Source organism: Sphingopyxis sp. LARHCG72 (genome assembly GCF_052871675.1).
Genome location: NZ_JBIXJU010000005.1, coordinates 279,836 through 305,202 on the forward strand (window position 1 = coordinate 279,836; position 25,367 = coordinate 305,202).

General features: G+C 64.2%; 27 protein-coding genes and 3 tRNA genes. 13 read left to right on the forward strand and 17 right to left on the reverse strand.

Translation table 11 applies throughout. The annotated features are described in order from the left end of the window. Positions 1-57: 57 nt before the first annotated feature. The 4 genes from ACIPPQ_RS13565 to thyA form a co-directional block, all read right to left on the reverse strand. Positions 58-1,362, reverse strand: a complete 1,305-nt coding sequence (locus ACIPPQ_RS13565) for a dihydrolipoamide acetyltransferase family protein (protein WP_446544594.1) — start codon at positions 1,360-1,362, stop codon at positions 58-60. Between the two features lie 4 nt (positions 1,363-1,366). After that, positions 1,367-2,389, reverse strand: a complete 1,023-nt coding sequence (locus ACIPPQ_RS13570; protein ID WP_446544595.1) for an alpha-ketoacid dehydrogenase subunit beta — start codon at positions 2,387-2,389, stop codon at positions 1,367-1,369. Further along, entirely contained in the window at positions 2,389-3,699 is a 1,311-nt protein-coding gene (locus ACIPPQ_RS13575) for a thiamine pyrophosphate-dependent enzyme (protein ID WP_446544596.1), read from the reverse strand. Before ACIPPQ_RS13575 ends, ACIPPQ_RS13570 begins: the two co-directional genes overlap by 1 nt. A 92-nt stretch (positions 3,700-3,791) precedes the next feature. Further along, positions 3,792-4,727 (reverse strand): thymidylate synthase, encoded by a 936-nt coding sequence (thyA, locus tag ACIPPQ_RS13580; protein WP_446544597.1) that lies wholly within the window; start codon positions 4,725-4,727, stop codon positions 3,792-3,794. A 152-nt stretch (positions 4,728-4,879) separates the two neighbouring features. Between thyA and ACIPPQ_RS13585 the strand changes: the two genes are divergently transcribed. Both ACIPPQ_RS13585 and ACIPPQ_RS13590 read left to right on the forward strand, forming a co-directional pair. Beyond that, positions 4,880-5,308 (forward strand): JAB domain-containing protein, encoded by a 429-nt coding sequence (locus tag ACIPPQ_RS13585; protein WP_446544598.1) that lies wholly within the window; start codon positions 4,880-4,882, stop codon positions 5,306-5,308. A 105-nt stretch (positions 5,309-5,413) separates the two neighbouring features. Then, positions 5,414-5,490 (forward strand) — tRNA-Pro (locus ACIPPQ_RS13590). Between the two features lie 183 nt (positions 5,491-5,673). On the opposite strand, the gene ACIPPQ_RS13595 is transcribed toward ACIPPQ_RS13590, so the two are convergent. Next, positions 5,674-6,549 carry an N-formylglutamate amidohydrolase gene (locus ACIPPQ_RS13595; protein ID WP_446544599.1) on the reverse strand — a complete coding sequence of 292 codons (876 nt, stop codon included), beginning with the start codon at positions 6,547-6,549 and terminating at the stop codon, positions 5,674-5,676. A 142-nt stretch (positions 6,550-6,691) separates the two neighbouring features. On the opposite strand from ACIPPQ_RS13595, the gene cpdR reads away from it, so the two are divergent. Together cpdR and ACIPPQ_RS13605 are read left to right on the forward strand one after the other, a co-directional pair. After that, positions 6,692-7,069, forward strand: a complete 378-nt coding sequence (cpdR, locus tag ACIPPQ_RS13600) for a cell cycle two-component system response regulator CpdR (RefSeq protein ID WP_446544600.1) — start codon at positions 6,692-6,694, stop codon at positions 7,067-7,069. 70 nt (positions 7,070-7,139) lie between these two features. Then, positions 7,140-7,214: transfer RNA gene (locus ACIPPQ_RS13605), tRNA-Val, on the forward strand. A 66-nt stretch (positions 7,215-7,280) separates the two neighbouring features. On the opposite strand, the gene ACIPPQ_RS13610 is transcribed toward ACIPPQ_RS13605, so the two are convergent. Then, positions 7,281-8,072, reverse strand: coding sequence for an SDR family oxidoreductase (locus tag ACIPPQ_RS13610; RefSeq protein WP_446544601.1), 792 nt, complete (start codon positions 8,070-8,072; stop codon positions 7,281-7,283). A gap of 106 nt (positions 8,073-8,178) precedes the next feature. Here ACIPPQ_RS13610 and ACIPPQ_RS13615 point away from each other — a divergent pair, with 106 nt between their 5' ends. The 4 genes from ACIPPQ_RS13615 (at position 8,179) to ACIPPQ_RS13630 (ending at position 13,072) form a co-directional block, all read left to right on the forward strand. Then, the gene (locus ACIPPQ_RS13615) at positions 8,179-9,048 is read left to right on the forward strand and encodes an alpha/beta fold hydrolase (protein WP_446544602.1); all 870 of its coding nucleotides are present in this window, start codon (positions 8,179-8,181) and stop codon (positions 9,046-9,048) included. 46 nt (positions 9,049-9,094) lie between these two features. Further along, positions 9,095-9,820: an energy transducer TonB gene (locus ACIPPQ_RS13620; protein ID WP_446544603.1), complete on the forward strand. Its 726-nt coding sequence runs from the start codon at positions 9,095-9,097 to the stop codon at positions 9,818-9,820. A gap of 118 nt (positions 9,821-9,938) precedes the next feature. Continuing rightward, positions 9,939-12,329 (forward strand): TonB-dependent receptor, encoded by a 2,391-nt coding sequence (locus ACIPPQ_RS13625; RefSeq protein ID WP_446544604.1) that lies wholly within the window; start codon positions 9,939-9,941, stop codon positions 12,327-12,329. A gap of 59 nt (positions 12,330-12,388) precedes the next feature. Continuing rightward, positions 12,389-13,072, forward strand: coding sequence for a Fe2+-dependent dioxygenase (locus ACIPPQ_RS13630; RefSeq protein ID WP_446544605.1), 684 nt, complete (start codon positions 12,389-12,391; stop codon positions 13,070-13,072). 96 nt (positions 13,073-13,168) lie between these two features. Here ACIPPQ_RS13630 and ACIPPQ_RS13635 read toward each other — a convergent pair whose 3' ends face one another. The 5 genes from ACIPPQ_RS13635 to ACIPPQ_RS13655 form a co-directional block, all read right to left on the reverse strand. Continuing rightward, positions 13,169-14,032 carry an FAD:protein FMN transferase gene (locus ACIPPQ_RS13635; protein WP_446544606.1) on the reverse strand — a complete coding sequence of 288 codons (864 nt, stop codon included), beginning with the start codon at positions 14,030-14,032 and terminating at the stop codon, positions 13,169-13,171. 92 nt (positions 14,033-14,124) lie between these two features. Continuing rightward, complete coding sequence (locus ACIPPQ_RS13640; protein ID WP_446544607.1) at positions 14,125-14,958, reverse strand: DUF4198 domain-containing protein; 834 nt, start codon at positions 14,956-14,958, stop codon at positions 14,125-14,127. Positions 14,959-14,978: 20 nt separating this feature from the next. Continuing rightward, complete coding sequence (locus tag ACIPPQ_RS13645; RefSeq protein WP_446544608.1) at positions 14,979-15,509, reverse strand: DUF2271 domain-containing protein; 531 nt, start codon at positions 15,507-15,509, stop codon at positions 14,979-14,981. An 11-nt stretch (positions 15,510-15,520) separates the two neighbouring features. After that, positions 15,521-16,165, reverse strand: a complete 645-nt coding sequence (locus tag ACIPPQ_RS13650) for a PepSY-associated TM helix domain-containing protein (protein WP_446544609.1) — start codon at positions 16,163-16,165, stop codon at positions 15,521-15,523. 150 nt (positions 16,166-16,315) lie between these two features. After that, a tRNA-Ser gene (locus ACIPPQ_RS13655) sits at positions 16,316-16,408 on the reverse strand. Positions 16,409-16,651: 243 nt separating this feature from the next. Between ACIPPQ_RS13655 and ACIPPQ_RS13660 the strand changes: the two genes are divergently transcribed. Both ACIPPQ_RS13660 and ACIPPQ_RS13665 read left to right on the forward strand, forming a co-directional pair. After that, the gene (locus tag ACIPPQ_RS13660) at positions 16,652-17,416 is read left to right on the forward strand and encodes a DUF1134 domain-containing protein (protein ID WP_446544610.1); all 765 of its coding nucleotides are present in this window, start codon (positions 16,652-16,654) and stop codon (positions 17,414-17,416) included. Positions 17,417-17,521: 105 nt separating this feature from the next. Further along, complete coding sequence (locus ACIPPQ_RS13665) at positions 17,522-17,899, forward strand: RidA family protein (protein ID WP_446544611.1); 378 nt, start codon at positions 17,522-17,524, stop codon at positions 17,897-17,899. Here ACIPPQ_RS13665 and ACIPPQ_RS13670 read toward each other — a convergent pair. From ACIPPQ_RS13670 to petA, 4 genes are read right to left on the reverse strand one after another with little or no spacing between them, the layout of a single operon-like run. Further along, positions 17,896-18,450: an adenine phosphoribosyltransferase gene (locus ACIPPQ_RS13670; protein ID WP_446544612.1), complete on the reverse strand. Its 555-nt coding sequence runs from the start codon at positions 18,448-18,450 to the stop codon at positions 17,896-17,898. The genes ACIPPQ_RS13665 and ACIPPQ_RS13670 overlap by 4 nt on opposite strands. A 22-nt stretch (positions 18,451-18,472) precedes the next feature. Next, the gene (locus ACIPPQ_RS13675; protein WP_446544613.1) at positions 18,473-19,285 is read right to left on the reverse strand and encodes a cytochrome c1; all 813 of its coding nucleotides are present in this window, start codon (positions 19,283-19,285) and stop codon (positions 18,473-18,475) included. Positions 19,286-19,316: 31 nt separating this feature from the next. Beyond that, on the reverse strand, positions 19,317-20,603 hold the full coding sequence (locus tag ACIPPQ_RS13680) for a cytochrome b (RefSeq protein ID WP_446544614.1): 1,287 nt from the start codon (positions 20,601-20,603) through the stop codon (positions 19,317-19,319). 13 nt (positions 20,604-20,616) lie between these two features. Next, positions 20,617-21,174 carry a ubiquinol-cytochrome c reductase iron-sulfur subunit gene (petA, locus tag ACIPPQ_RS13685; RefSeq protein WP_327454191.1) on the reverse strand — a complete coding sequence of 186 codons (558 nt, stop codon included), beginning with the start codon at positions 21,172-21,174 and terminating at the stop codon, positions 20,617-20,619. A gap of 222 nt (positions 21,175-21,396) precedes the next feature. On the opposite strand from petA, the gene ACIPPQ_RS13690 reads away from it, so the two are divergent. Both ACIPPQ_RS13690 and hemF read left to right on the forward strand, forming a co-directional pair. Next, the gene (locus ACIPPQ_RS13690) at positions 21,397-21,855 is read left to right on the forward strand and encodes a tRNA (cytidine(34)-2'-O)-methyltransferase (RefSeq protein ID WP_446544615.1); all 459 of its coding nucleotides are present in this window, start codon (positions 21,397-21,399) and stop codon (positions 21,853-21,855) included. After that, positions 21,852-22,712, forward strand: a complete 861-nt coding sequence (gene hemF / locus ACIPPQ_RS13695; RefSeq protein WP_446544616.1) for an oxygen-dependent coproporphyrinogen oxidase — start codon at positions 21,852-21,854, stop codon at positions 22,710-22,712. Before ACIPPQ_RS13690 ends, hemF begins: the two co-directional genes overlap by 4 nt. 55 nt (positions 22,713-22,767) lie before the next feature. Here the strand turns inward: hemF and ACIPPQ_RS13700 are convergent, their stop codons facing one another. Together ACIPPQ_RS13700 and ACIPPQ_RS13705 are read right to left on the reverse strand one after the other, a co-directional pair. After that, positions 22,768-23,649, reverse strand: a complete 882-nt coding sequence (locus tag ACIPPQ_RS13700) for a hypothetical protein (RefSeq protein WP_446544617.1) — start codon at positions 23,647-23,649, stop codon at positions 22,768-22,770. 110 nt (positions 23,650-23,759) lie between these two features. Next, entirely contained in the window at positions 23,760-24,575 is an 816-nt protein-coding gene (locus tag ACIPPQ_RS13705) for a hypothetical protein (RefSeq protein WP_446544618.1), read from the reverse strand. 130 nt (positions 24,576-24,705) lie between these two features. Here ACIPPQ_RS13705 and lipB point away from each other — a divergent pair, with 130 nt between their 5' ends. After that, positions 24,706-25,359, forward strand: coding sequence for a lipoyl(octanoyl) transferase LipB (lipB, locus tag ACIPPQ_RS13710; protein WP_446544619.1), 654 nt, complete (start codon positions 24,706-24,708; stop codon positions 25,357-25,359). Positions 25,360-25,367: the final 8 nt, after the last annotated feature.

The window sequence follows — 25,367 nt, forward strand, 5'->3', positions numbered from 1 at the left end:
GCGCGTAGCGAAGCAATCCGGGGCGCGCGTCCACTGCCCCGGATTGCTTCGTGCCTATCAATCGGCGAACAGCAGAACCGGCGTTTCGATCAGCTTCTTGAGCGCCTGCACATAGCTTGCAGCGTCCCAGCCATCGACGACGCGGTGGTCGCAGCTGATCGACAGGTTCATCAGCTTCGCGCGGCGGATTTCGTCGCCGTCGAAGACGGGACGCTCGACGATCTTGTTCGGCCCGATGATCGCGACCTCGGGCCGGTTGATCACCGGGGTCGTCGCGATGCCGCCGAGCGGGCCGAGCGAGGTGACGGTCAGCGTACCGCCCGTGAGTTCCTCGACCTTCGCCTTGCCGGTACGCGCGGCTTCGGCGAGGCGCGTGATCTCGCTCGCGAGTTGCCACACATTCTTGTCCTGCGCGTCGCGGATCACGGGGACCATCAGGCCCGCGTCGGTCTGCGTGGCCATGCCGAGATGCACCGCGCCATAGCGCGTCACCACGCCGCCTTCATCGTCGTAGCGCGCGTTGAGCATCGGGAATTGCGGAATGGTGCGGCAGATCGCGACGATCAGGAAGGGCAGCATCGTCAGCTTCGGACGGCCGCCGCGATTGGCGTTCAAATCAGCACGCATCTCTTCGAGCGCGGTGACATCCATTTCCTCGACATAGGTGAAGTGCGGGATCGCGCGCTTCGATGCCGCCATATTCTCGGCGATCTTGCGGCGCATCCCGATGACCTTGATCGGCTCGTCGGCGCGCGCGCGGCTCGCGCCGGGGGCGTGATAGCCCTGCCCGCCGCTGTAGCGGAGGAAGGCGTCGAGATCGGCGTGGCGGATACGGTCGCCCTCGGCCTGAATTTGCGACAGGTCGACACCGAGGTCCTTGGCGCGCGCACGAACGGCCGGTGAAGCCAGAACCTGCTTCCCATGTCCCGTTTGCCCTGAGCTTGTCGAAGGGCTGCTCTTCTCTTCCGAAGGCAAGGACGGTGCTTCGACAGGCTCAGCACGAACGGCTTCGGGGGTTGGCGCCGCCTCCGCTACCGAGATTTCTTCGGCGCCCGGCGTTTCCGCGACGATTTCCTGTTCGACCGGCGTGTCGGCCGGCGGTGCTTCGACGTCACCGTCACCGTCGGTTTCAATCACCGCCAGCGTCGAGCCGATCGGGATCAGGTCGCCGACCTCGCCCGCCAGTTCGACGACGATCCCCGAAACGGGCGATTCCATTTCGACGGTCGCCTTGTCGGTCATCATATCGGCAAGCTGCGCGTCTTCCTCGACGCGCTCACCGATCTTGACGTGCCAGGCGACGATTTCGGCCTCGGCGATGCCTTCGCCGATGTCGGGCAGACGGAATGAATAACGGGCCATGGCGTCAGTCCTTCAAAATCTTGGTCAGCGCGGTCGCGATGCGCACCGGGCCGGGGAAATAGGCCCATTCGAGGCTATGCGGATAAGGCGTGTCGAAACCGGTGACGCGCTCGACCGGCGCCTCGAGGTGATAGAAGCAGCGTTCCTGCACCAGCGCGGCGAGTTCGGCGCCGAAGCCCGAGGTGCGCGTCGCTTCGTGGATGATCAGGCAGCGGCCGGTCTTTTTGACCGACGTCTCGATCGCGTCGATATCGAGCGGGAGCAGCGTGCGCAGATCGATGATTTCTGCATCGATGCCCATTTCCTCGACGATCGTCTTCGTCACATGGACCATCGTGCCATAGGCAAGGATGGTGAGCGCTTCGCCCGAACGCACCGTCGCGGCCTTGCCGAGTTCGATGCGGTAATAATCCTCGGGAACCGCGCTCGCGTCATGCTTCGACCAGGGCTCGACCGGGCGGTCGTAATAGCCGCTGAACGGACCGTTGTAGATGCGCTTGGGTTCGAGGAAGACAACAGGATCATTATCCTCGATCGCCGCGATCAGCAGGCCCTTGGCGTCATAGGGGTTCGAGGGGATCACCGTCTTCACGCCGCAGATATGCGTCATGATGCTTTCGGGCGACTGGCTGTGCGTCTGGCCGCCGAAAATGCCGCCGCCGAAGGGTGTACGCACCGTCATCGGGCAGATGAAATCATTCGCCGAACGGTAGCGCAGGCGCGCCGCCTCGCTGACGAGCTGGTCGAGCCCCGGATAGATATAGTCGGCGAACTGGATTTCGGGGACCGGGCGCAGGCCATAGGCCCCCATTCCGACCGCGACGCCGATGATGCCGCATTCGTTGATCGGCGTGTCGAACACGCGCGTCTTGCCATGCTTTTTCTGCAGGCCCGCGGTCGCGCGGAACACGCCGCCGAAAAAGCCGACGTCCTCGCCCATCACGACCATGTTCGGGTCGCGCGCGAGCATGACGTCCATGGCGCTGTTGATCGCCTCGATCATGTTCATGGTTTTGGTTTCAGCCATTATTCGGGCTTCCAGTTGGGGCCGAACTTGGCCTCTTGCTCGGCGAGCATCTGATCGCATTGTTCCTTGAGGTGCCAGGGCATCTCTTCGAACACGTCCTGGAACATCGTTTCGAAGGGCTGGTGCATACCGTGGCCCAAAATACCGAGCTTTTCCGACTGCTTCTGGGTCGTCTTGACCAGATCGTCGAGCTCCTTCGCCTGGGTCTCGTGACGCTCTGCATCCCATTCGCCAAGCACTTCGAGATGCTGGCGCAGCCGTGCGATCGGATCGCCGAGCGGCCACGCGGTCGCCTCGTCGGCCGGGCGATAGGCGCTCGGGTCGTCCGACGTGCTATGACCTTCGCTGCGGTACGTGAAATGCTCGATCAACGTCGGGCCATTGTTGGTGCGCGCGCGATCCGCGGCCCACTGCGTCGCGGCATAGACCGCGAGCGGGTCGTTGCCGTCGATGCGCAGCCCGGCGATGCCGTAACCCACGGCGCGCGCCGCAAATGTCGTGCGCTCGCCGCCGGCAAAGCCCGAGAAGCTGGAGATCGCCCACTGGTTGTTGACGACGTTGAAGATGACCGGCGCGTTATAAACGGTCGCGAAGGTCAGCGCCGAGTGGAAGTCGCCCTCGGCCGACGAGCCTTCGCCGCACCATACCGTCGCGATCCGGCTGTCGCCCTTCGACGCTGATGCCATCGCCCAACCCACCGCCTGCGGATATTGTGTCGCGAGGTTGCCCGACACGCTGAAGAAGCCGTGCTCGGGCGCCGAATACATGATCGGCAGCTGGCGACCGAGCAGGTGATCGCCGCGGTTCGAGTAGATCTGGTTCATCATCTGGATCAGCGGATAGTCGCGCGCGATCAGGATGCCCTGCTGGCGATAGCTGGGGAAACACATGTCGCCGCGGTCGAGTGCCATCGTCGACGCGACCGAGGTCGCCTCTTCGCCGGTGCACTTCATGTAAAAGCTGGTCTTGCCCTGCCGCTGGGCACGGAACATGCGATCGTCGAACGCGCGGACGAGCATCATGTAGCGGAGCATGACGCGCAGTCTTTCGGGCGTCAGTTTCGGATTCCACTGCCCCTTCGCCTGCCCGTCGAAATCGAGCACGCGGACCAGTCCGTAGCTCAGCTCGCGCATCGCGTCGGGCTTCGTCGCCTCGCCCGGACGCGGGGCCGCTTCGACCGCCGGGACATCGATATCGCCAAAGTCGGGGGTATCGCCGGGGCGATAGCGCGGTTCGGGGATATGAAGCGACAGCGGCGGCAGATTGCTCGCCGCGCGCCCCTCATCCTTCGGGGGGTGCGTCTCGGGCATGTCCTCGTCCTTCGAGGCGCGAATCAGCGCCTAGTTATATTTCAACGTGGCGACATAATATTACAGTCGCCATACGAATGCAACGGCGGTGGTCAAACCGCGACGGGCGCCGGAATATGCGCTTGCGGCGCATAATCCTCGACCGTGAAATCCTCGAACCGATAGTCGAAAATGCTGTCGGGACGCCGCAGGATATGCAGCCGGGGGCTGCCTTCCGGCACGCGCGACAGCTGTTCTTCGACCAGGTCCGCGTGGTTGAGGTAGAGATGGACGTCGCCGCCCGTCCACACCAGTTCGTGTGCATGAAGGTCGCATTGTTGTGCAATTAGGCGCGTCAGCAGCGCCGCCTCGAAGACGTTGAAGGCGAAGCCCAGGCCCAGGTCGCACGAACGCTGGAACAGGAGGCACGACAAGCCGCCGTCGCTGCGGACATGGAACTGATAGGTCATGTGACAGGGCGGCAGCGCCATGCGGTCGAGGTCGGCGACATTCCAGCCGGTAAAGATGTGCCGCCGCGATCCCGGATTGTTCCGCAGCGACTCGATCAGCGCCGATATCTGGTTGTGCCCTTGCTCGCTGCGTCGATAAAGCCCCTCGCCCGCCGGTTCGTAGCGCGGCCAGTTCACCCATTGATGCCCGTAAACCGGACCGAGGTCGCCCCAGCGCGCGGCGAAATCGGCGTCGGCGACGATCCGTGCCTCGAAATCGGCGGCGCTCATCGCCTCACCCGTTTCGCGGCGATATTTGTCGAGCGGCCAGTCGGTCCAGATCTTGACGCCCTGCGCGACGAGGGGACGGATGTTCGTGTTGCCCGTCAGGAACCACAGCAGTTCGCGCACCGCGGTCTTCCAATAGACGCGCTTGGTCGTGAGCAAGGGAATCGAATCGTCGCGCAGCGAGAATCGCATCGTTTCGCCGAACAGCGAGCGCGTCCCGACGCCCGTCCGATCGATGCGCTCGTCGCCCTCGACCCAGATACGACGCATCAGGTCGAGATATTGAAGTTCATAATGGATGGAATCAGACAAGACACACTCCCGATTTTCTCCCTCCGTTGCTAGGCCTCGCGCCCCGCGCGGACAAGGGAGCAGCGGGAGCCTGCGCGAACGCCCGCGTAAAGCCTCCGATGCGGGTCATTCCTGCGTTGGGAATCGCGCGCTTCCGGCGCATGGCCCCGGCGATGACCCTGTTCGAACCCGTCGGCAAAGCGCCGGAACCGTCGGCGCTGGCCGGATTCGTGCCCCGTCCGTCCGAGGATCTTGTCGCGCGCCATTTGCTGCGCCCGCTGTTCGACGACGAACGCGAAACCTTGCTTATCGCGGGATTCGACGCGTTCGAACGGCTGGTGCGGCTGGAACGCGCCGATGGCGACGCGACCGGCCGCTGCGTCATCCCGCCGCGTTGCTGGCGCGCGTTGCTGGGCGGCGACATCGCAGCGGTCGTGATGGCGCACAACCATCCTTCGGGCACGCCCTGGCCGAGCGACGCCGACATCCGCACAACGCATGACGCCGCGCTTTTCCTGCGGACGATGGGCATCGAGCTGGCCGATCACCTGATTTTCGTGACCGACGGCCATTTCAGCTTTCGGACAGCCCAAATGATGTAGGTTGGACAATCGCATCCGACGTACCGATTGCCGCTTGAAGTTCACAGATTGCGCGTCTAGAGGACCGCCCTGCCTTCGCACCGGCCCGCCGGTGCAAAGATCGGTCGGGGAGTAGCTCAGCCTGGTAGAGCACTGTCTTCGGGAGGCAGGGGCCGGAGGTTCGAATCCTCTCTCCCCGACCAATTTCTTGCATATTGCAAATTTTGCACCGTCTCTTCTTGTAAGTCGGGGCACAACACCCTAAATTCCTCTTACACCGCCATGGTTTTCCCCCTTTCCATCGCGGTGAGTGCCCAGCCTTCATTGGCGCGGGCGCGTCCTCCCTGGACCCTGGCCACCTCGTACTTCGGTACGGGGTGGTTTTTTTATTCAGCCGCTTGCGGGAATATTTCGGCCGAGGGCCGCGCCTGCCCTGCTTCCGCAACCATTTCAGCAAACCAGCCCGCCAGCTCCCTGATGCGCGTCGCGTCGGGCAGGCGTTCCGGCGTCAGATAAAGGTTGCGATCGATCTCGATCTGCACGGCGTGAATCGCATCGCCCGGTCGGCCGTGCGTCCGGACAATATGGCCGCCGGCATAAGGCTGATTACGTGACACCGACGCGTCCAGCCGCTCGGCCGATGCCATCACCAGGTCGACGAGCCATGCGCCCGCCGTCGCGCCGAAATGATCGCCCACGACGATGCGCGCGCCATGCCCCGGCTGCCCGACCGGAATCGGGGGCATCGAATGCAGGTCGATCAATATCGCGTGGCCGAACCGGTCGCGCGCCGCCGCCAGCTCTTCGGCCAGCATCGCATGATAGGGCCGGTGAAGCGATTCGAGGCGCCAATGCAGCGCCGCGGGATCGATCGGCCGCTTCCACAACGGACCGCAGTCGGCGAGTCGCGTTGGTATGACGCCAAGCCCCGCCCGCTCCTTGCGGCCGGGCGCCGAGAACCGGTTTCGCAGCGACATCGCGACCTCGCCCGGCGCCATCTGGCCTTCGCCGCGATTGCAATCCGCGACGGCGCGCGCCCAGAGCGCCTGCACGACTGTCCCCCCCGCATCGATTGCATCGGCGGCGATCAGGTCGCACCAGCCATCCTCAAGCCGCTCGAGATGCGACCGCTCGACGCGCGCGGCAGCCAGGATTTCCGGCGGATAGATGCGCCCCGCGTGCGGCACCGACACGACCACGGGCCCATTCGCCGCGGGCCGGTTGACAGCGATGGCGGCAGGCGGGATGCTGCGGAACGGCATGGATACTGCGTGGCAAAAAAAGCCCGATGAATCCAGCACCGCGCGTCAATTTGTTAAATCTCTGACGCTATGCCGGATACAGCTTAGAGGACGCGGCCAAAGGGAACCGGCGGCGTCGAGGGACCAGGGAATAATATTCAGCATGATTCGTATTTTGCTGGCCGAAGATGACGACGTGATGCGCGAATATCTCGCGCGCGCGCTGACCAGCGCCGGCTATCATGTCACAGCGGTCGATCGCGGTACCGCGGCGGTGCCCTATATCGATTCGGGGACGTTCGACCTGCTGCTGTCGGATATCGTCATGCCCGAAATGGACGGGATCGAACTCGCCCAGCATACGGCCAAGGCCGCGCCGCAGACGCAGGTCATGTTCATCACCGGCTTTGCCGCAGTGTCGCTGCGCGCCGAGGAAAATGTCCCGCAGGCGAAGCTGCTTTCGAAGCCGTTTCACCTCAAGAATCTGGTGCGCGAGGTCGACAATATGTTCGGCCGCGCCGACCGGTCGAGCCAACAATAATCACGACGGCGCGCGCGAGGGCTTGCCAAGCCGCGCAGAGGCCTTTAGGGGGCGCGTCACCCCAAGGGATGGGCGTGTAGCTCAGTGGTAGAGCACTGTGTTGACATCGCAGGGGTCGCAAGTTCAATCCTTGCCACGCCCACCATTAAAAACGCCGCCACCCCAACGGGTTGGCGGCGTTTTTGCTTTGGCGTCCCGGCGACGCCCGGGGTCATGCCATTCCGCGGGCCAGGTCACCGCGCGACGCGTCGCCGATCTGGCTGCCGCCGTCGCAGTCGAGGATCGTCCCGGTAATATATCCTGCCGCCGGCGAACAGAGGAACACCGCCGATTCGGCGACCTCCTCGACCTCGCCCCAGCGCTTCATCGCGATGCGGTCGAAATGCGACTGACGCGTTGCAGCATCAGGCGCGAGGCGCGCCATGCCTTCGGTCCCGGCGATCGGCCCCGGCGAAATCCCGTTCACCCGCACCTCGGGTCCCCACTCGAGCGCCAAGACACGAATCAGCTGATTGATCCCCGCCTTCGCAGCGCAGGCGTGCGCCTGCAGCGCCGACGCGTTGACTGCCTGCCCCGCGGTGATCGCGATCAGCGACGCGCCGGGGCGATTGAGCAGGTCGTGACAGCCACGAAAGACGTTGAAGGTGCCGTTGAGGTCGATGTCGACGACGGTACGAAACGCATTCGCCGACATGCCGAGCGCGGGGGCGAGGAAATTGCCTGCTGCGCCCGAAACAACGATGTCCATCGGGCCCAGTTCGCCCGCGACGCGCTCCATCACCCCGCGGATCGCCGCATAATCGCGCACGTCGCCCGACAGGCCAAGCGCGCCCTTGCCGATGTCCGCCGCCGCACGTGCAGCCTTGTCCGGATCGCGCCCCGCGACGGCGACTTTTGCGCCCAGCTCGGCAAAACGCTTGGCAATGCCAAGGTTGATGCCGCTGGTACCGCCGGCAACGAACGCCGTCTTCCCGGCCAGCAGATTGTCGCGGAATGTGCTCATATCTCTCTCCCTTGATTTATCCCTGAAGGCCGATCGCACCGATGCGGGGTTGACGGATCGAAACCAGTCGCCTTTTGAAACTGGAACAGACAGCAAGGACGAACCGATGGCAAGTGCCGGCCCCACTTCGAACAGCTTCATCTCACAGCGGCTGAAGCTTCACTATGTCGACTGGGGCAACCGCGGCGCGCCGCCGTTGCTGCTCGTCCACGGGGGCCGTGACCATTGCCGCAACTGGGACTGGGTCGCGGAAAAGCTGCAGGACAGCTATCACATCATCGCCCCCGATCTGCGTGGTCATGGCGACAGTGCATGGTCGCCCGACGGCAATTACGCCATGGACACTTTTGTCTATGACCTCGCCCAGTTGATCCACCAGCTCGACCTCGGCCCGCTGTCGATCGTCGCGCATTCGATGGGCGGTAATATCGCGCTGCGCTATACCGGACTCTATCCCGACAATGTCCGCAAGCTCGTCGCGATCGAGGGCCTCGGCCCCTCGCCCAAGATGATCGCCGAACGCGCAAAGACGGGTTATGCCGAACGCTTCCGCAAATGGATCGACGACAAAAGGCAGGCCGCGGGGCGCACGCCGCGCCGCTATGCGACGCTCGACGACGCGCTTGCGCGCATGATGGGCGAGAACAGCTACCTGACCGAAGCGCAGGCGCGCCACCTGACGATCCACGGCATCAGTCGCAACGAGGACGGATCGTGGAGCTGGAAGTTCGACAATTACCTCAACATCTGGCCCGCGTTCGACATGCCGCAGGACGACATTGCCGCGCTGTGGGGCGCCATCGCCTGCCCCACCCTGCTCCTCTATGGCGCCAACAGCTGGGCGTCGAATCCCGAACAGGACGGCCGCCTTCGGCATTTCAACAACGCAAAGGTGATCGAGTTCGAGAATGCCGGCCACTGGCTGCACCACGACCAGTTCGACCGGTTCATGTCCACGCTAGACGAATTCCTCTAAACAGGCTGTCGGTTGCGCGCGACTGCGCGCGATAAGAGGCGGCGCGATGGCCTATACGGGGCAGATTTCGGGGCGACAAAAGGCCCTGTCGGGCGGCGGCGTACTGGTCGCGGTTGTCGCGGTCGGGCTGGGCCTCGCCAGCGGCCTCGACCTCGACGTCGTCCGCAAGGCCAGCGAAGCGATCGGCGCGATCGCCATCCCGGCACCGCCACCCCCACGCGAGGAGGTGGTGCCGTCGAACGCCTCCAGCGAAAAAGCCAGCGGCAAGGCGTCGGCGGCGAACAAACATGCCAAGGCCGCGCCGGTCGTCGCGCCTCCGCCGAAACTGCCCCCGATTGCCCCGCCGGTAGCAGCAGCTCCGCGCCCCGGTACCGGGACCGACGCGTCGGCCGGCGCCGCCCCCAACCCGGGCGCCGGATCGGGCGCGGGCGGGCGTGGTGACGGTACAGGCGCCGGCGGCATGGGGAGCGGGACCGGCGGCGGTTCGAAGGCGGTGTGGCGCAGCGGTACGATCCGCGACCGCGACTATCCCCGCGAAGCCAGCCACGCAAGGGCGGGGGGCGAAGTCGAGGTCCGCTTCACCATCGAGGCAAGCGGCCGCGTCAGCGGATGCCGCATCACCCGATCGAGCGGCGATGCCTCGCTCGACCGGACGACATGCGACCTGATCGAGGAGCGCTTCCGCTTCAAGCCCGCGACCAACGCCGCGGGCGATCCTGTCGCCAGCCAATATGGCTGGCGACAAACATGGTGGCTCGAGCGGCGACATTAGGCCGCTCTCCGATGGTATCAATTGCGACAATATCGCGAACGATTCGCATTAGTGTTGACTTTGCAAGCGACTCTCAATAGCGGCGCCCCCGAACCAATCACAAAACAAGGGGTTTACCGTGAAGCCATCGACCTCCGCCTCGTTCCTCGCGCTCTCCTGCGTGGGCAGCCTGATCAGCGCGCCGGCCTTCGCTGCCGAAGCCGACGCCGCGCAGGACGCGCCCGGCAGCCGCAACGACATCGTCGTCAGCGGCACGCTTGCCACCGAGGTGGAGTCGCCGAAATCGACGGCCCCGATCGTCGATACGCCGCAAACGATCACCGTGGTCTCGCAGGAACAGCTCCGCCAGCAAAACCTGCTCACCCTGCGCGATGCGCTCGCGACAATCCCTGGCATCACCTTCGGTGCAGGCGAAGGCGGCGGCGGTTATGGCGACTCGATCAATCTTCGCGGCTATTCGGCAAACAACGACCTGACCGTCGACGGGGTGCGCGACAGCGCGCAATACAGCCGTACCGACCCCTTCAACCTGCAGCAGATCGAGGTCTACAACGGCGCAAACTCCGTCTTCAACGGATCGGGCAGCGTCGGCGGGACCATCAACCTCGTCAGCAAGATTCCCTTCGCGCGGAACGCGACGACGGTTCAGGCGGCGGTAGGCACCGACAATTATTACCGCGCGGCGGTCGACAGCAACTGGCGCCTCAATGACCTGATCGCCGTCCGCCTGAATGCGATGTACCACGAGAATGACGTCCCGGGCCGCGACGTCGAATCGTTCAAGCGCTGGGGTGTCGCGCCGTCGATCACGATCGGCGTCGACAGCGACACCAGCCTGACGCTGGCCTATATCCATCAGGACGACGACAATACGCCGATCTATGGCGTTCCCTATATTCTGGGACGAGTGAACAACGGCCCGCTTCCCGGCGTCGACGACAGCGATTATTTCGGTATCGTCAACCTCGACGAACAGAAGACGAAGGTCGATCGTCTGACCGCGACCTTCCGCCATGCGTTCAGCGACAGCGTTTCGGTCCGCAACCTCACCCGCTGGCAGCGTGTCCATCAGTACAGCCAGACGAGCGCTCCCCAGGGTGTCTTCTGCCTTGCCAACGGACTGCAGCCGATCGGCGCGAATGCGACCTCGACGGTCGGCATTCCCTGCCCTGCGGGCCAAAACACCCCCGGTACCTTTTACCCCTCGGGGCCGCGCGGCCTTGTCCGTGATCAGGTCAACGACCTGCTGCACAACCAGACCGACCTGACGATCCTCAGCGGCGCCCGGGGCGGCCTGTTCAACACGCTGGTCATCGGCGCGTCGTACAGCCAGGAAGATTATTCGATCGAGAATGCACAGCTGCTGCGCAATCCGGGCGGCGCGACGCCCAATCCCGTGCTGCCGCCGATCAGCCTGTCGAACCCGAACACCGTCTGGACCGGCCCGGTCAATTATATCCGCACCGGCAACAGCTATGGCGACACGCGAAACTGGGCGATCTATGCGTTCGACACGCTCGAAATTTCGCCGATGTTCGAGATCAACGCCGGCGTCCGCTATGAAAATGCGCGTACTGTCTTCCGCGCTGATACGGTGACCACCCCGGCAACGGGCGCAGTCTATACCCGCGGCGCCGATCAGGTCAGCGACGAGAATCTCTTCTCGTACCGCGTCGGCGCGGTGTTCCACCCGGTCGAGAATGTCAGCCTCTACGCCGCCTATGGCAACGCCAAGACGCCGACCTCGGCGAGCGTCCGTGCGGGCTGCGGCCTGCCGGCAAGCCCGACCGCGGCCGATCCCTGTGCGACGGCTCCGGAAAAGGCGCGAAACATCGAATTCGGCGCGAAGGCCGAACTGCTGGACAAGAAGCTGCTCCTCACCGCCGCGGTGTTCCGCAACGAGCGCACCAACTATCGCGTGCCCTCGAACGACCCGGCGCAGCCCGCTTCGTTGCAGATCCTCGACGGCCGCTCGCGCGTCGATGGCGTCGCGATCGGCGTAAGCGGCAATGTCACCCCCGAATGGGCTGTCTTTGCGAACTACACCTACCTCGACGGCAAGGTGAAGCAGAGCGTTTCGGACTTCTGTCTTGCCAACCCGGGCAGCACCGGTTGCGGCAACAGCGTTGCCGTTCCCGATCCGCAGCGCGGCGACCGGCTGTTCCAGACGCCCAAGCATTCGGGCAGCCTGTTCACGACCTATGTCTTCCCGTTCGGGCTGCAGGTCGGATATGGCCTGACCTATCAGGGCAAGTTCACGACGCACCAGCGCAACCTGGCACAGCGTACGCCGCTCTCGGTCGACGATTATCTGATCCACCGTGCCTTTGTGTCGTATGACTTCAAGAACGGCCTCGTCGCACAGGTCAACGTCCAGAACGTCACGAACGAGGATTATTACACCGGCGTCCGCAACAATGTGAACGCGACGACCGGTGCCGTCACGGGCGGCTGGGCAACCCCCGGCGACGCACGCTCGGCTGTGTTCAGCCTCTTCTATAATTTCTGATCCCGGCGGGCGGGCGCGGCGATTGCTGTGCCCGCCCTTTTGGGCCTAGAAGCGGTGCCATGATCCGCATCATTCCCGACCTGCTCGACGCCGACGGTGTCGCCCGGCTCCGCGCCATCCTCGATGCGGCCGAGTGGATCGACGGCAATGAGACGTCGGGTCCGCAAGCTGCGCTTGCCAAACGTAACCAGCAGCTCCCCGAATTCGGCGAAGCTGCGGGCGAAGCGGGGCGCTTCGTGCTCGACGCACTCGGCCGCAGCCCGCTGTTCATCGCCGCCGCGCTGCCGCTCAAAATCTACCCGCCCTATTTCAACCGCTATTCGGGCGGCGAGAATTTCGGCGATCATATCGACAATGCGATCCGTCTGCGTCGCGGCAGCGATTTCCGGATGCGGAGCGACCTGTCGGCGACGCTCTTCCTCGCCGATCCGGACAGCTATGAAGGCGGCGGGCTGGTCGTCGAAGGTTTTACCGAAGCCCCCGGTCTCAAGCTGCCGGCGGGGCATATGGTGCTCTATCCGTCGACCACGGTGCACCGCGTCGAGCCGGTGACGTCGGGTGCGCGCGTAGCGAGCTTCATGTGGATCCAGTCGATGATCCGCGATCAGGGGCAGCGAAACCTGTTGTTCGACCTCGACATGGGCGTGCAGGGCGCGGCCGCGGCACTCGGCCAGGGCGATGCCACCGTCGTTCGCCTGACCGGCGTCTATCATAATTTGCTGCGCCGCTGGGCCGACAGCTAGAGCGTTTTCAAGTCAGGTGGGAACACCTGACGACTCGGAAAACGCGGTAAAACTAGAATCCAGAGTGCCGGTTTTGATTCAATCAAACCCGGCACGCTAGTCCAGCATGGCGCGCCACGCGCGCGAGACATGTTCGCGGTCACCCGCGACGACGCACGCTGCAAGGCCGTGCGTATCGGCAAGCAGGATCGCCGCATCGGGCCCGAGCACGGTCAATGCGGTCGCCCAGCCGTCCGCCATCATGCAGTCGCGATGCAGCACCGTCACCGACGCAACGCCGTTGACGACCGGGCGCCCGGTGTTCGGGTCGAAGCTGTGTGAATAATATCTCCCGCCGGCGCTGAAACCGCGGCGATAATTGCCCGAGGTCGCGACTGACAGGTCGTGCAGCGCGATACGCCATGGCGCGATCGAGGAGGTCGGCGGCATTTCGACATCGACCCACCATGGCTGTCCGTCGGGGCGGATCCCCTCGCCGCGCAATTCACCGCCGACTTCGAGCAGGAAATGGCGGATGCCGTTCGCGAGCAGCCATTCGGCGGCGAGGTCGACGCCATAGCCCTTGGCGATCCCCGACAGGTCAAGCGCGGCGCCCTCGCCGCGCCGGATACGCCGCGTCGCGGGGTCGAAATCGATCGTGCGATCGGGTGTCGCGGCCCGTTCGGGAACGGCCTCGACCGGCCCCGCGCTGCCGAATCCCCATGCCTCGGTCAGATGGCCGAGCCCGGGGTCGAACGCCCCGTCGCTGGCACGCGCGATCTGGAGCCCCGCCTCGACGACATGCGCGAATTCGGCGGGAATCTCGTGCCACGCCCCTGCCGCGCCGCGGTTGAAGCGCGACAGGTCGGACTCGACCTCCCACTGGCTCATCTGCGCCACGACGAGGTCGAGCGCCGCCTGAACGCCTTCGGCCGCACCGGGAGGCGGCGAAACGGCGTGCAGCGACCAGTCGGTCCCCATACTGGTGCCGGAGAAGCTTTGAACCGTCGCCCCCGCGTCGCGCCCGGCAAATGCCGCGGGCGTCAGCGCGCGGGGGATCAGGATACGGTCGGTCAGGGCGCCAGCACTTCCAGCGTCGTGACATAGCTCGCGCGGCGCTGTGGCGTCGCGGGTTCGGGCGCACCCTCGGCACGCTCGGCCTGCGGCGTCGTGACGTTCAGCCAATAGAGGCCGGGTTCGGCCCAGTTGATCTCGACCTTGCCGTCGGCACCGGTCTTGAGATCGACCTGGCCGAGCTGATCGCGATAGCGGATGCCGCCGGGGATCAGCGTCACCGGGAGACCCGCCGCAGGCTTGCCATCGAGCAGGAACTGGAAGGTTGCGGCCTCACCGGCGATCAGGTCGTTCGGGTGGGTCACCGGAACCAGTTCGATGCCCTTGCCCGTCGGTTTGAACAAGGTCGTCGTCGGCTCGCCGACGGTCACGAAAATCTCGTTGCGATTGTTCGATTCGGCGGTTTTCACATTCGTCGCACCGGCGGGAATCCGCTCGGCGAGATTGGCGGTCGTCGTGCCGCGCGGAAGGCGCTCGGTCTTGCCGCCGAGGTCATAGCTTCCCATCACGCCGTCGGACACCGATGCGATGCGCCAGGTCCCTTTCTGCGTCAGATGGACGTCGAAGGTGCTGCGATAACGGCCCGTCGCCTTGTTCTCGATCGCGGCTTCGGTGCCATCGGGTGCCCACGCCTTCATCGCGTCGAGGCGCAGCGGCTGGTGCTCGAAATAGAAAAGGTCGTTCGACACCGCAGCGTCGACGGTGACCCAGACGTCGTCGCCCGACAGGACGGTCGACGACGGCATCATCCACTGGCGGTGTGCGGAGGCCGGAACGGCGACCAGTGCCGCAAGCGCAGCGGTCGCGGCGAAACCCCAAATTCGCTTTTTCATAATCCTGTCCTTTTCCCAGTTCAGCGGAAGGCGACCGAAACGGCGCCCAGTTCAGTCGTTCCAGCGGCACGCCCGCCCGCCCCGGCCTTTGCGGGCCAGGTGAACGGAATGCGCAGAAGCTCGCGGCCGCCAACCTCGCGCGCCGCCTCGATCACCAGCGTGTATGCGCCGGGAGCCGTCGCGCCGAGCTGCGCGCGCGAGAAGGAAACCTTGTGCGCGCCCGGTGCGCGCGTCGCACCCGTGATGCCGTTTGCGGGGAAAGTCATCGAGCGGCCCGCGGCGCGCCACCACTGGCGCACGTCGCGAAGCCACTTGGTTCCTTCGTTGGCCTTCATGTCATAATCGTACCAGACCGCGACGGTCTTTGCCTTGGCCCCGGCCTTCTCGACCCAGATCGCGACATAGGGCTTGTGATATTCGGCGACCTTCAGCCGCGGGATGTTGATGGTCACATCCATCGTTCCCGGATCGGCCGCGAACGCCGGCGCAGCAAAGACCGCGCCGAGGCCGATCGTGCCGCCAAGGATGCGCGCGGGGGTGGAAAGCTGCATGACTGGTCTCCCTAGTGAATGAAGATGACGGCGATGGCGGCGGGGATCGCGAGACCCAGCCCGACGAGCGGCCAGGTGCTCTTGCGCTTCGCCGAATGGAGCTGGAGCAGGAACAGGCCGGTGATCGCGAAGACGAGGCAGGCGAAAGAGAAGATGTCGATGAACAGGCTCCACTCGCCGCCCGAATTGCGCCCCTTGTGCAGGTCGTTGAGGTAGGAGATCCAACCGCGGCTGGTCACCTCGCTTGACGCGGCGCCGGTCGTGAGGTCGATCGCGACCCACGCGTCGCCGCCGGGACGCGGCGCGGGCAGATAGACTTCGTCGGCGGACCATTCGGCCTCCGCCGAGGCCTTCACCGGGAAGCTGTCCTCGACCCATGCTGCAACATCGGCGGGCAGTGGCGCCTTTTCGGCGTCGGGGACCGCCGCCTTCAAGCGCGTCAGCAGCGCTGGCGGCATCTGCGCCGATCCCTGCGTGACGACCGGCGATCCTTCGATATCGGCGGCGTGATTAAGCGTGAAGCCCGTGATCGCGAACAGGAGCAGCCCGATCAGGCTGACGGCCGAACTCATCCAGTGCCACATGTGCAGCTGTTTCAGCCAAAAGGCTTTCCGGCTCTTCTTGGTCGCCGGTCGCGGGGATGTGGGTGCGTGCATCGAAAGATTCTGTTTGGGAATGATGCGCGGGCATTATCGAGAACGATTCGCAATTACAATAATTATTCCCACTTTTCGGCTGGATAAAGCACAGGTCGCCGCCCGCGGACGAAGCACGGCTTCGATCGGTTTTCGATGATGAGGAAAAGGTGGCGGAGACGGAGGGATTCGAACCCTCGGTACCGGATTTACCAGTACGACGGTTTAGCAAACCGTTGGTTTCAGCCACTCACCCACGTCTCCGCATGGTCTGCCGCGCTAACGGCAGTTTGGCCTAGGCGGGTCGCTATAGCCATGCACTTCGCGCCCCGCAACGGCAAAGATTGACCTATTTTGACGTCTCGACAGGCATTTCGTCGCCCGGATGATTCGGTCTGGCTTAAATTCGACTCAAGTCATCGCCCGTTCATTGCCCGCCGCCGAAAGCGAGTCATGATTAACGCCGGTTTCGCCTACGCGGCGCCATTTGATTTTTGGGGGTCCAATATGCGGAAGACATTCACCAGCCTGGCATTTGCGGCCATCGCGTCGCTCGGCCTCGCGCTTTCACCGCTGCCGGCGGCGGCGCAGATGCGCGAAGTCGATCCCAATACGGCCATCGATTCGGATATCGACAACCCCGCCCCGCCCCCGGTGAGCACCACCACGAGCGAACCCTCGTACGACAGCGACCTCGCCACCGGCGACCAGCAGACGAGCGGAGTTCCTGCCGACGGGAGCACCGCCGCCGCGGACGTCTCGGCGACGACGGTGGCCGCGGCGCCCGGATCGACCTACAAGAAGGACGACCTGATCGGCGCCGCCGAAGGCGTGTTCGGCAAGGGCGCGCAAGGCCTCGCCGGCCTGATCGAGGATATCCTGAAAAAGCAGGGCGAACCCAACGCCTATATCGTGGGACGCGAGGCCGGCGGCGCGCTGGTGGTCGGCGTGCGCTATGGCTCGGGCACGCTCCATCACAAGATCGAGGGCGAACTACCCGCCTACTGGACCGGCCCCTCGGTCGGTTTCGACGCGGGCGCCAACGCCGGCAACACCTTTGTCCTCGTTTACAACCTCTTCGACAGCGAAGATCTCTACAAGCGCTACCCCGCGGGCGAAGGCGCCGCCTATCTGATCGGTGGCTTCAACGCGAGCTACCTGCGCCGCGGCGACGTAGTGCTCATCCCGATCCGCGTCGGCGTCGGCGCACGGCTTGGCGCGAACGTCGGCTATATGAAGTTCCGCAAGAAGCAGAACTGGGTGCCCTTCTAAGACACAACCCGTTTGCCACGGGGGCGATAGCCCGCGCTTCGGCGCGGGCTTTTTCTTTGGGCAGATGATATCACGCGGGCGCAACCAAATCGGAAGATCGACGACATGACATCGCAGCCCGCTGACGGCCCGCATTATTCGCCCTTCACGGTCGGCGGGGGCCTCATCTTCGTGTCCGGGCAGCTACCCCTGAAGCCGGGCCGCGACACCTCGTTGGCGGATGCGCCTTTCAAGGAACAGGTCGAGCAGACCCTGCACAATCTGAAATCCGTGCTTCGGGACGCGGGCGCCGACCTGACGCAGGTGATCAAGACGACCGTCTATCTCAGTGACATCGCCGACTGGGATGAACTCGACGAGGTCTACGGCGAATTCTTCGGCGTAACACGGCCGTCGAGGAGCGTGGTGCCCACCGGGCCGCTTCATTTCGGTTTCCGGATCGAGATCGAAGCCGTCGCTCTGGCGACGACGGACGCCGCCTAGTCGCCGTCGAAGGCGATCAGCGTTTCGCAGGGGAGGCCCGCGGCCTCCAGCCGCTGCGATCCGCCAAGGTCGGGCAGGTCGATAACGAACAGCGCGGCCGCAACCTCTGCTCCGACGCTCTGCATCAGCGCCGCGGTCGCGAGGATCGTCCCGCCGGTCGCAAGCAGGTCGTCGACGAGCACGACGCGGTGACCGGGCAGGACCGCGCCTTCGTGCAGTTCGAGCCGGTCGACGCCATATTCGAGTTCATAATCGACGCCGATCGTGACGCCGGGGAGCTTGCCCGCCTTGCGCACCGGAACGACGCCCAGCCCCATCGCGGTGGCCATCGCTGCCCCGAACAAAAAACCGCGCGCCTCGACTGCGACGATGAAGTCGGGCCGATGGACGGCGGCGAGCGCGCTCAGGCGCCGGACGCTCTCGGCGAAACCCGTGGCGTCGCCGATCAGCGTCGTAATATCGCGAAACTGGATGCCCGGCTTCGGAAAATCCGGGATGGTGCGGACGAGCGACGCGAGGTCGAGGTCCGGCTGAGGCGGGAGGGCGATCATGAAACTCGCCCTCCCCGGCTCATCAATGCTTCTTGTCGGCCCAGATGTTCCGGTACGACAGATAGGTCAGCACGGTGAAGATCAGCAGGAAGAAGAAGACTGCATAACCCACCTGGATGCGCTTGATCAGCTTCGGCTCGGCGGTCCAGACGAGGAACGCCGTGACGTCCTTTGACATCTGGTCGACGGTTGCCTTGGTGCCGTCGGCATAGGTCACCTGATTAGGTGCCAGCGGCGGAGCCATCGCGAGGTTGAGGTTCGCGAAATAGGGGTTGTAGTGCAGCCCCGTGCCCGGCTTGAGTTCGGCTGGCAGGTTCGCGGGCGGGTTCTGGAACCCGGTCAGCAGCGAATAGATATAATCCTTGCCGCCTTCGCGCGCCTTGGTGATCAGCGACAGGTCGGGCGGCAGCGCGTTGTTGTTCGCGGCGCGAGCAGCCGTTTCGTTCGCATAGGGCGACGGGAAATAATCCGACGGCAGGCCGTCGCGCGTCGCCGGCTCACCCGTGTCGGGGTTGATCGACGGAACCTGGAAGCCCTTGGCGAAGGTCTTGATCTGGCCTTCGCTGTAGCCGAGGTCTGCAATGTCGCGGAAGGCGACGAGGTGCAGGCTGTGACACGCCGAGCAGACTTCCTTGTACACCTGCATCCCGCGCTGCAACTGGGCCTTGTCCCAATGCGGCAGCACGACGCCGTCGCTGGCGAGCTTCAGATGCTTGGGATGCTTGTGAAACTCGTGCGCGACATTGGGTTCATTCTTGAGCGGCGTCGTGAAGATCGCGAGCACCAGCGCGGTAATGAAACCGAGACCGACGAGAAAACCGAGCGGACGAACCATGGCTGTATCAGCTCCTATTAAAGTCCGGCGCTCAGGCCGTTGCCGAAACCGACTTCACGTCGGTGGCATGTTTGGCGAGGACCGCTTCGGTGATCGAATTCGGCATCGGAAGCGGGCGTTCGATCCGCGACACGATCGGCAGGATCACCAGGAAGTGGGCGAAATAATAGATGGCACCCAGCTGGCTGAGGATCACCCACGGCTGCTCCGCCGGCTGCATGCCGCACCAGCCGAGAAGCAGGACGTCGGCGACGAGGATCCAGAAGAAGATCCGGTACAGCGGACGATAGTTCGACGACTTGATCGGCGAGCTGTCGAGCCAGGGCAGGAAGAACAGCAGCGCGATCGATGCGAACATCGCGATGACGCCCCACAGCTTCGCGTCGATCCACAGGAAGTTGAAGGTGAAGGCCTTCAGGATCGCGTAGAAGGGCAGGAAGTACCATTCGGGAACGATATGCGCCGGGGTCGAAAGCGAGTTCGCCGGGATATAGTTGTCCGCGTGACCGAGCGTGTTCGGGCTGAAGAAGGTCAGCGCGACGAAGATCAGCAGGAAGACGCCGACCCCGAAGCCGTCCTTCGCGGTGTAATAGGGGTGGAACGGGACAGTGTCCTGTTCGTCCTTCACCTCGATGCCGGTCGGGTTCGACGAACCCGGGATGTGCAGCGCCCAGATGTGCAGGATGATGACACCCAGGATCACGAACGGCAGCAGATAGTGCAGCGAGAAGAATCGGTTGAGCGTCGCGTTGTCGGGGACGAAGCCGCCGAGCAGCCATTCGCGCACCGGCTCGCCGACGATCGGTATCGCCGAGAAGAAGCCCGTGATCACCTGCGCGCCCCAGAAACTCATCTGGCCCCACGGGAGAACGTAGCCCATGAAGGCGGTCGCCATCATGAGGAGGAAGATCACGACGCCGAGCAGCCACACCATTTCGCGCGGCGCCTTGTACGAACCATAATAAAGGCCGCGGAAGATATGCAGATAGACGACGATGAAGAACATGCTCGCGCCGTTCATATGCGCGTAGCGGATGAACCAGCCGGCGTTCACGTCGCGCATGATATGCTCGACCGAATTGAACGCGACGCTCGCGTTCGCGGCATAGTGCATCGCCAGAACGATACCGGTGATGATCTGGATCATCAGCGCGGCGCCGGCGAGGACGCCGAAGTTCCAGAAATAGTTGAGGTTGCGCGGGACCGGATAGCCGGGGCCCGTGGCATTATAGACGAGGCGCGGAATCGGCAGCTTCTCGTCCATCCACTTCATCAGCGGATGCGTCGGCTCATAGGGTTTGGCCCAGGGAAAGCTCATCTTATCTCGCTCCTCAGCCGATCGTCACGACGGTGTCGCTGTTGAATTCATAGGGCGGCACAACCAGATTCTTGGGTGCCGGGCCCTTACGGATGCGCGCTGCGGTGTCGTAGTGCGAACCGTGGCACGGGCAGAAATAACCGCCGAAATCGCCCTTGTTCTCGCCCTCCGCAGCACCGAGCGGCACGCAGCCGAGGTGGGTGCAGACGCCGAGCGTGATCAGCCAGTTTTCCTTGCCGGGCTTGGTGCGCTGGTCGATCGTTTCGGGATCGCGCAGGTCGCCCATCGGCACCGCCTTGGCTTCGGCGATTTCCTTGGCGACAAGGTTGCGCACGAACACCGGCTGCTTGCGCCAGCTGGTCTTGATCGCCTGACCGGGCTGGATCGCCGAAATGTCGATTTCGGTGGTCGACAGCGCGAGCACGTCGGCCGACGGGTTCATCTGGTTGAGCAGCGGCAGGACCACCGCAACCGAACCGACACCAGCGAAACTCACTGCCGCAATATTGATGAAATCCCGGCGGCGTACGCCATCTTCGATACCGGCGTTGAGTTCAGATTCACTGGCCATTCGACTGCCCTTGCATGGGTGAACTAACAAAAGTTCTCGAAGAATGGCCGCCCCTGTTGCACGCGCACGAAAGCGCACAACCCGGCGGCCCCTCCGGGAATTGCGGGCCTGATAGCCGCACTGTCCGGGCTTGCCAACAGGCAATTTCCGCTTCTGTTACTGTATGAAGGCGCCGGGCCGAGACCTCTCGATTCCTCCGGCGGCGGCAGCTATGGGCCATTTATGGAAATCGCCCTGTTTCAGCCGGATATCGCGGGCAATGTCGGAACGACATTGCGCACCGCCGCCTGTTTCGGCGTTGCCGCGCATATCATCGAGCCGTGCGGCTTCCCCTTCTCCGACAGCGCGCTGAAACGTGCGGGAATGGACTATGCCGTAAGGGCAAATGTGCGTCGCCATTCCGACTGGGGCAGCTTCCACCAATGGAGTGTCGAAGCCCGGCGGCGCATCGTGCTGCTGACGACGGCGGGCGCGACGCCCCTGCCCGCCTTTGCGTTCGAGGCGGACGACGTGTTGCTGCTTGGCGCCGAATCTTCGGGCGTACCGCCACATGTTCATGACGCCGCAGCGGCGCGGGTCGCGATTCCGATGCAGGCGGGCTTTCGCTCCTTGAATGTCGCGGTCGCGGCTGGCATCGCGCTCGCCGAGGCGCTCAGGCAAACGAAAGGCTTTCCGGCATGATCTCGCTCGATCCCCAGCAACAGGCGGCACGCGACTGGTTCGAATCGCTCCGCGACCGCATCTGCGCAGAATTCGAGAAGATCGAAGCCGAGGCGGGCAGCGACGCGCGCTTCGCTTATACGCCGTGGGACCGCGAAGCCGACGGCTTGGCGCCTGGCGAAGGCGGCGGCGGTGTACGCGGCGTGATGACAGGCCGGGTATTCGAAAAGGTCGGGGTCAATGTCTCGACCGTCGGCGGGCAGTTCGCCCCCGATTTCGCCGCATCGATCCACGGCGCGGGCGAAGACCCGAGTTTCTTTGCGACCGGGATCAGCCTCGTCGCGCATATGGCGAATCCGCATGTGCCCGCGGTGCATATGAACACGCGCTTCCTCGCGACGACGAAGCGCTGGTTCGGCGGCGGCGCCGACCTCAACCCGCCGATTCCCTACCAGGAAGACACCGACGCCTTTCACGCGCGGCTGCGCGCGGCGTGCGCGCCTTTCGGCCCCGACGTCTATGAACGCTATGCCAAATGGGCCGAGGATTATTTCTACATCCCGCATCGCGGCGTCCATCGCGGCGTCGGCGGCATCTTTTACGACCATCTCGAATGCGGCGACGACGCCGAATTCGACCGCAATTTCCAGCTGACACGGGAGGTAGGCGAGGCATTCCTCGACATCTTCCCGCAGATCGTGCGGCGGCGGATGGGCCTGCCCTTCACCGAAGGCGAGCGCGACGCACAGCTGATCTGGCGTGGGCGCTATGCCGAATTCAACCTCGTCTACGATCGCGGCACGCTGTTCGGGCTGAAGACCGGCGGCAATATCGACGCGATCCTGATGAGCCTGCCCCCGCTCGCAAAGTGGAGCTGAAACAGGAAGGGCGCCCCCGTTACCGGAGGCGCCCCCTTGCTTCTTTGACCGGCGATCAGGCGAAAACGTCACCCGATGCACGCGGTGCAAGCGCGCGATAGATGCCGATCGGCATCGAGAAGGATATCATGATCATCGGCAGATAGACCGCCGCCGCCATGACAATCATCGTCAGGATTGCGCCGACGACCGAGCCGCCCGCGATGGCGCCGAGGATACCGCCGAAGATCATGCCCGCGATCAGCGCATAGATGAAGATGCCGATCGTGAAGAGCAGGTAGAAGCCGACGATCGACCACTGCGACGCCCCGGTCAGCCGCCACGATTCGCCAAGGCCCGTCACCGGATTGCGCGTCAGGCGGTCGGCCATCACCGGACCGGCGACCGAGAAGCGCGCCTGCACCCACAGCATGAACACGATCACCGCGATATAGAGGATGATCATCAGGAAGATCGCTCCGCCGCCCACGGCACCAGCGGCGCCCGATTCCAGCGCGGAGGGAGACAAAGCGCCCATCCCGCCCAGCGCGGCGCCGAAGATCAGCGTCAGGATGAACATGACGATGAAGATGAGGATATATGCCGCCAACATGACGACGAACATGCCGAAAGCGAAGGCCGGGCCGGCCTGGAACGCCCATGCAAAATTGGGCGCTTCGCCGGGATGCAGCCCGCCGCGCCAGATCAGCATCGACACGCCGTAAAGGATGACCGCGGCAATCAGCGCAAACAGGAAAATCTTGCCGATTGCGCCCATCACCAGCGACGGATCGTTGGGCGCCAGCGCCATCGCCGAGAAGGTCGATCCGAGGAACAGGTAACCGAGCAAGCCGACGACGACCAACGCGCCACCCACCCACAACAGCATTTGCTGCCAATTCGCCTTCAGAAACGCGAAGGTTTCCGAGAAGGCCGCACCGATACTCATCTTTGTCATGTCACTTCCCCTGCTTTTATGAACCACTCTCTCCCAAGTTTCATTCGAGACGGGCTGAGCCAGATGGCTTCACCCTGGTTGCGACACGTTTCTTTTCGTTGATGGCCCTGTCACTTGAACACGTCGGACGAAGTCCGAAGCGCGAGTTGTCGATAAGCCGCAGCCGATACGGCAACCGAGACCAGCCCGCCGATGCCCGCGACCACCGCCTCGACCAGCCCCGTCACCATACGGCCGGCGCCCCCGGCCCATCCCGCGACCACACCGACCATGCCGCCAATGAACAGCGCCGCGATCAGGAATACGAGGACGACGAGGAACATGAACAGGAAAATCCGCCAACCATTCCCCTTGGTGAGCACAAAACTCTCCTGAATGGCGGCAAGCGGATTATAGACCGTCCGGTCGGCGATGATCGGCGAAATAACTGAAAGACGGCCCCAAAAATAAGCCGCGAGGCCAACAAAACCCAGCAACCCGAGAGCCACCAGCGCTATCCCGCCCCCGCCGCCGATGGCGATGCCGGGCAGAAGCAGCAGGAAAACGGCCAGCGCGAGCGCGACGAACAGGATGATCTGTACCGCGACCATCGTCGGAATCATCCGGAGCGCGAACATAAGCGCATCGCCGACACTCGTGCCGGTCCGCGACAGCCACAGGCGCAGCACGCCGACGCCGCCGATGGCGCCGATCACGCTGATCAGCAGTTGATAGGGCAATATCTCGGCCATCGACTGGCGAAAAACGGCCATGACCTGTTCCATCGAGGCGCCCGCCGCAGGCTCGATCGGGACGGGGCCGAACCAGCTGAGCACGAGGTTCGGCAGGAAAATGAACACCGCAGCGATCGTAGCGGTCAGGGGCAAGTGTGATCGCAGCAGGACTATACTGTCGTCCCATGCCGCACCCATGTCGAATTTTGTCATTGATACCCCGTCATTTTCTGGTTCCCCGGTCGGTGGAAAGTGACGATCTTCGGCGCCGATGTCCAGCCCTCTCGCCAATCGTCTGCGAACCCCTTGCACCGGCAGCGGCGGCGGGCCAGATAGCTAGCGCATGAGCCTGCTCCCCTTACCCGAATGGGCCCTTTCGCCGGGCCTGACCGCCTATGACATCGCGCTCGCCGACATGGAGGCACGCGCGGCCGCGATCCATGCCGACGACGCGGGCGAGCGCATATGGCTGCTCGAACATCCGCCGCTCTACACGGCGGGGACGAGCGCCGATCCCGCCGAACTGCTCGATCCGCGTTTTCCGGTCTATGACGCGGGCCGCGGCGGGCGTTACACCTATCACGGCCCGGGCCAGCGCGTCGGCTATGTCCAGCTCGACCTGACGCGGCGCGGGCGCGACGTGCGCGCCTATGTATCCGCGCTCGAAGGCTGGGTGATCGACGCGCTCGCGCTGCTCGGGGTTGAGGCGCGCCGTGCCGAGGGGCGCATCGGCATCTGGACCGACGCACCCGACGGGCGCGAGGCAAAGATCGGCGCGATCGGCGTGCGCGTGAAACGCTGGGTGACGATGCACGGCTTTTCGCTGAACGTCGCGCCCGATCTTGCGCATTTCGGCGGCATCGTGCCGTGCGGCATCGCCGAATTCCCCGTCACCAGCCTCGCCGCATTGGGGCACCTGGCATCGTTCGCCGAAGTCGACGCGGCGCTGGCCCGGGCGCTTCCGGCCTTTCTCGACAAGCTTTCGCCGAAAGACTAGGAACGCCG

Bases quoted from the DNA above. Each gene is read 5' to 3' on its own strand.
- ACIPPQ_RS13565 (WP_446544594.1), bottom strand. From the start codon at position 1,362: ATGGCCCGTTATTCATTCCGTCTGCCCGACATCGGCGAAGGCATCGCC.
- ACIPPQ_RS13615 (WP_446544602.1), top strand. From the start codon at position 8,179: ATGGCAAGTGCCGGCCCCACTTCGAACAGCTTCATCTCACAGCGGCTG.
- ACIPPQ_RS13640 (WP_446544607.1), bottom strand. From the start codon at position 14,958: ATGAAAAAGCGAATTTGGGGTTTCGCCGCGACCGCTGCGCTTGCGGCA.
- ACIPPQ_RS13595 (WP_446544599.1), bottom strand. From the start codon at position 6,549: ATGCCGTTCCGCAGCATCCCGCCTGCCGCCATCGCTGTCAACCGGCCC.
- ACIPPQ_RS13570 (WP_446544595.1), bottom strand. From the start codon at position 2,389: ATGGCTGAAACCAAAACCATGAACATGATCGAGGCGATCAACAGCGCC.
- ACIPPQ_RS13650 (WP_446544609.1), bottom strand. From the start codon at position 16,165: ATGCACGCACCCACATCCCCGCGACCGGCGACCAAGAAGAGCCGGAAA.
- ACIPPQ_RS13705 (WP_446544618.1), bottom strand. From the start codon at position 24,575: ATGACAAAATTCGACATGGGTGCGGCATGGGACGACAGTATAGTCCTG.
- cpdR (WP_446544600.1), top strand. From the start codon at position 6,692: ATGATTCGTATTTTGCTGGCCGAAGATGACGACGTGATGCGCGAATAT.
- ACIPPQ_RS13620 (WP_446544603.1), top strand. From the start codon at position 9,095: ATGGCCTATACGGGGCAGATTTCGGGGCGACAAAAGGCCCTGTCGGGC.
- petA (WP_327454191.1), bottom strand. From the start codon at position 21,174: ATGGCCAGTGAATCTGAACTCAACGCCGGTATCGAAGATGGCGTACGC.
- hemF (WP_446544616.1), top strand. From the start codon at position 21,852: ATGATCTCGCTCGATCCCCAGCAACAGGCGGCACGCGACTGGTTCGAA.
- ACIPPQ_RS13670 (WP_446544612.1), bottom strand. From the start codon at position 18,450: ATGATCGCCCTCCCGCCTCAGCCGGACCTCGACCTCGCGTCGCTCGTC.
- ACIPPQ_RS13630 (WP_446544605.1), top strand. From the start codon at position 12,389: ATGATCCGCATCATTCCCGACCTGCTCGACGCCGACGGTGTCGCCCGG.
- ACIPPQ_RS13585 (WP_446544598.1), top strand. From the start codon at position 4,880: ATGACCCTGTTCGAACCCGTCGGCAAAGCGCCGGAACCGTCGGCGCTG.
- ACIPPQ_RS13610 (WP_446544601.1), bottom strand. From the start codon at position 8,072: ATGAGCACATTCCGCGACAATCTGCTGGCCGGGAAGACGGCGTTCGTT.
- ACIPPQ_RS13660 (WP_446544610.1), top strand. From the start codon at position 16,652: ATGCGGAAGACATTCACCAGCCTGGCATTTGCGGCCATCGCGTCGCTC.
- ACIPPQ_RS13635 (WP_446544606.1), bottom strand. From the start codon at position 14,032: ATGGGGACCGACTGGTCGCTGCACGCCGTTTCGCCGCCTCCCGGTGCG.
- ACIPPQ_RS13665 (WP_446544611.1), top strand. From the start codon at position 17,522: ATGACATCGCAGCCCGCTGACGGCCCGCATTATTCGCCCTTCACGGTC.
- ACIPPQ_RS13680 (WP_446544614.1), bottom strand. From the start codon at position 20,603: ATGAGCTTTCCCTGGGCCAAACCCTATGAGCCGACGCATCCGCTGATG.
- ACIPPQ_RS13645 (WP_446544608.1), bottom strand. From the start codon at position 15,509: ATGCAGCTTTCCACCCCCGCGCGCATCCTTGGCGGCACGATCGGCCTC.
- lipB (WP_446544619.1), top strand. From the start codon at position 24,706: ATGAGCCTGCTCCCCTTACCCGAATGGGCCCTTTCGCCGGGCCTGACC.
- ACIPPQ_RS13690 (WP_446544615.1), top strand. From the start codon at position 21,397: ATGGAAATCGCCCTGTTTCAGCCGGATATCGCGGGCAATGTCGGAACG.
- ACIPPQ_RS13675 (WP_446544613.1), bottom strand. From the start codon at position 19,285: ATGGTTCGTCCGCTCGGTTTTCTCGTCGGTCTCGGTTTCATTACCGCG.
- ACIPPQ_RS13575 (WP_446544596.1), bottom strand. From the start codon at position 3,699: ATGCCCGAGACGCACCCCCCGAAGGATGAGGGGCGCGCGGCGAGCAAT.
- ACIPPQ_RS13700 (WP_446544617.1), bottom strand. From the start codon at position 23,649: ATGACAAAGATGAGTATCGGTGCGGCCTTCTCGGAAACCTTCGCGTTT.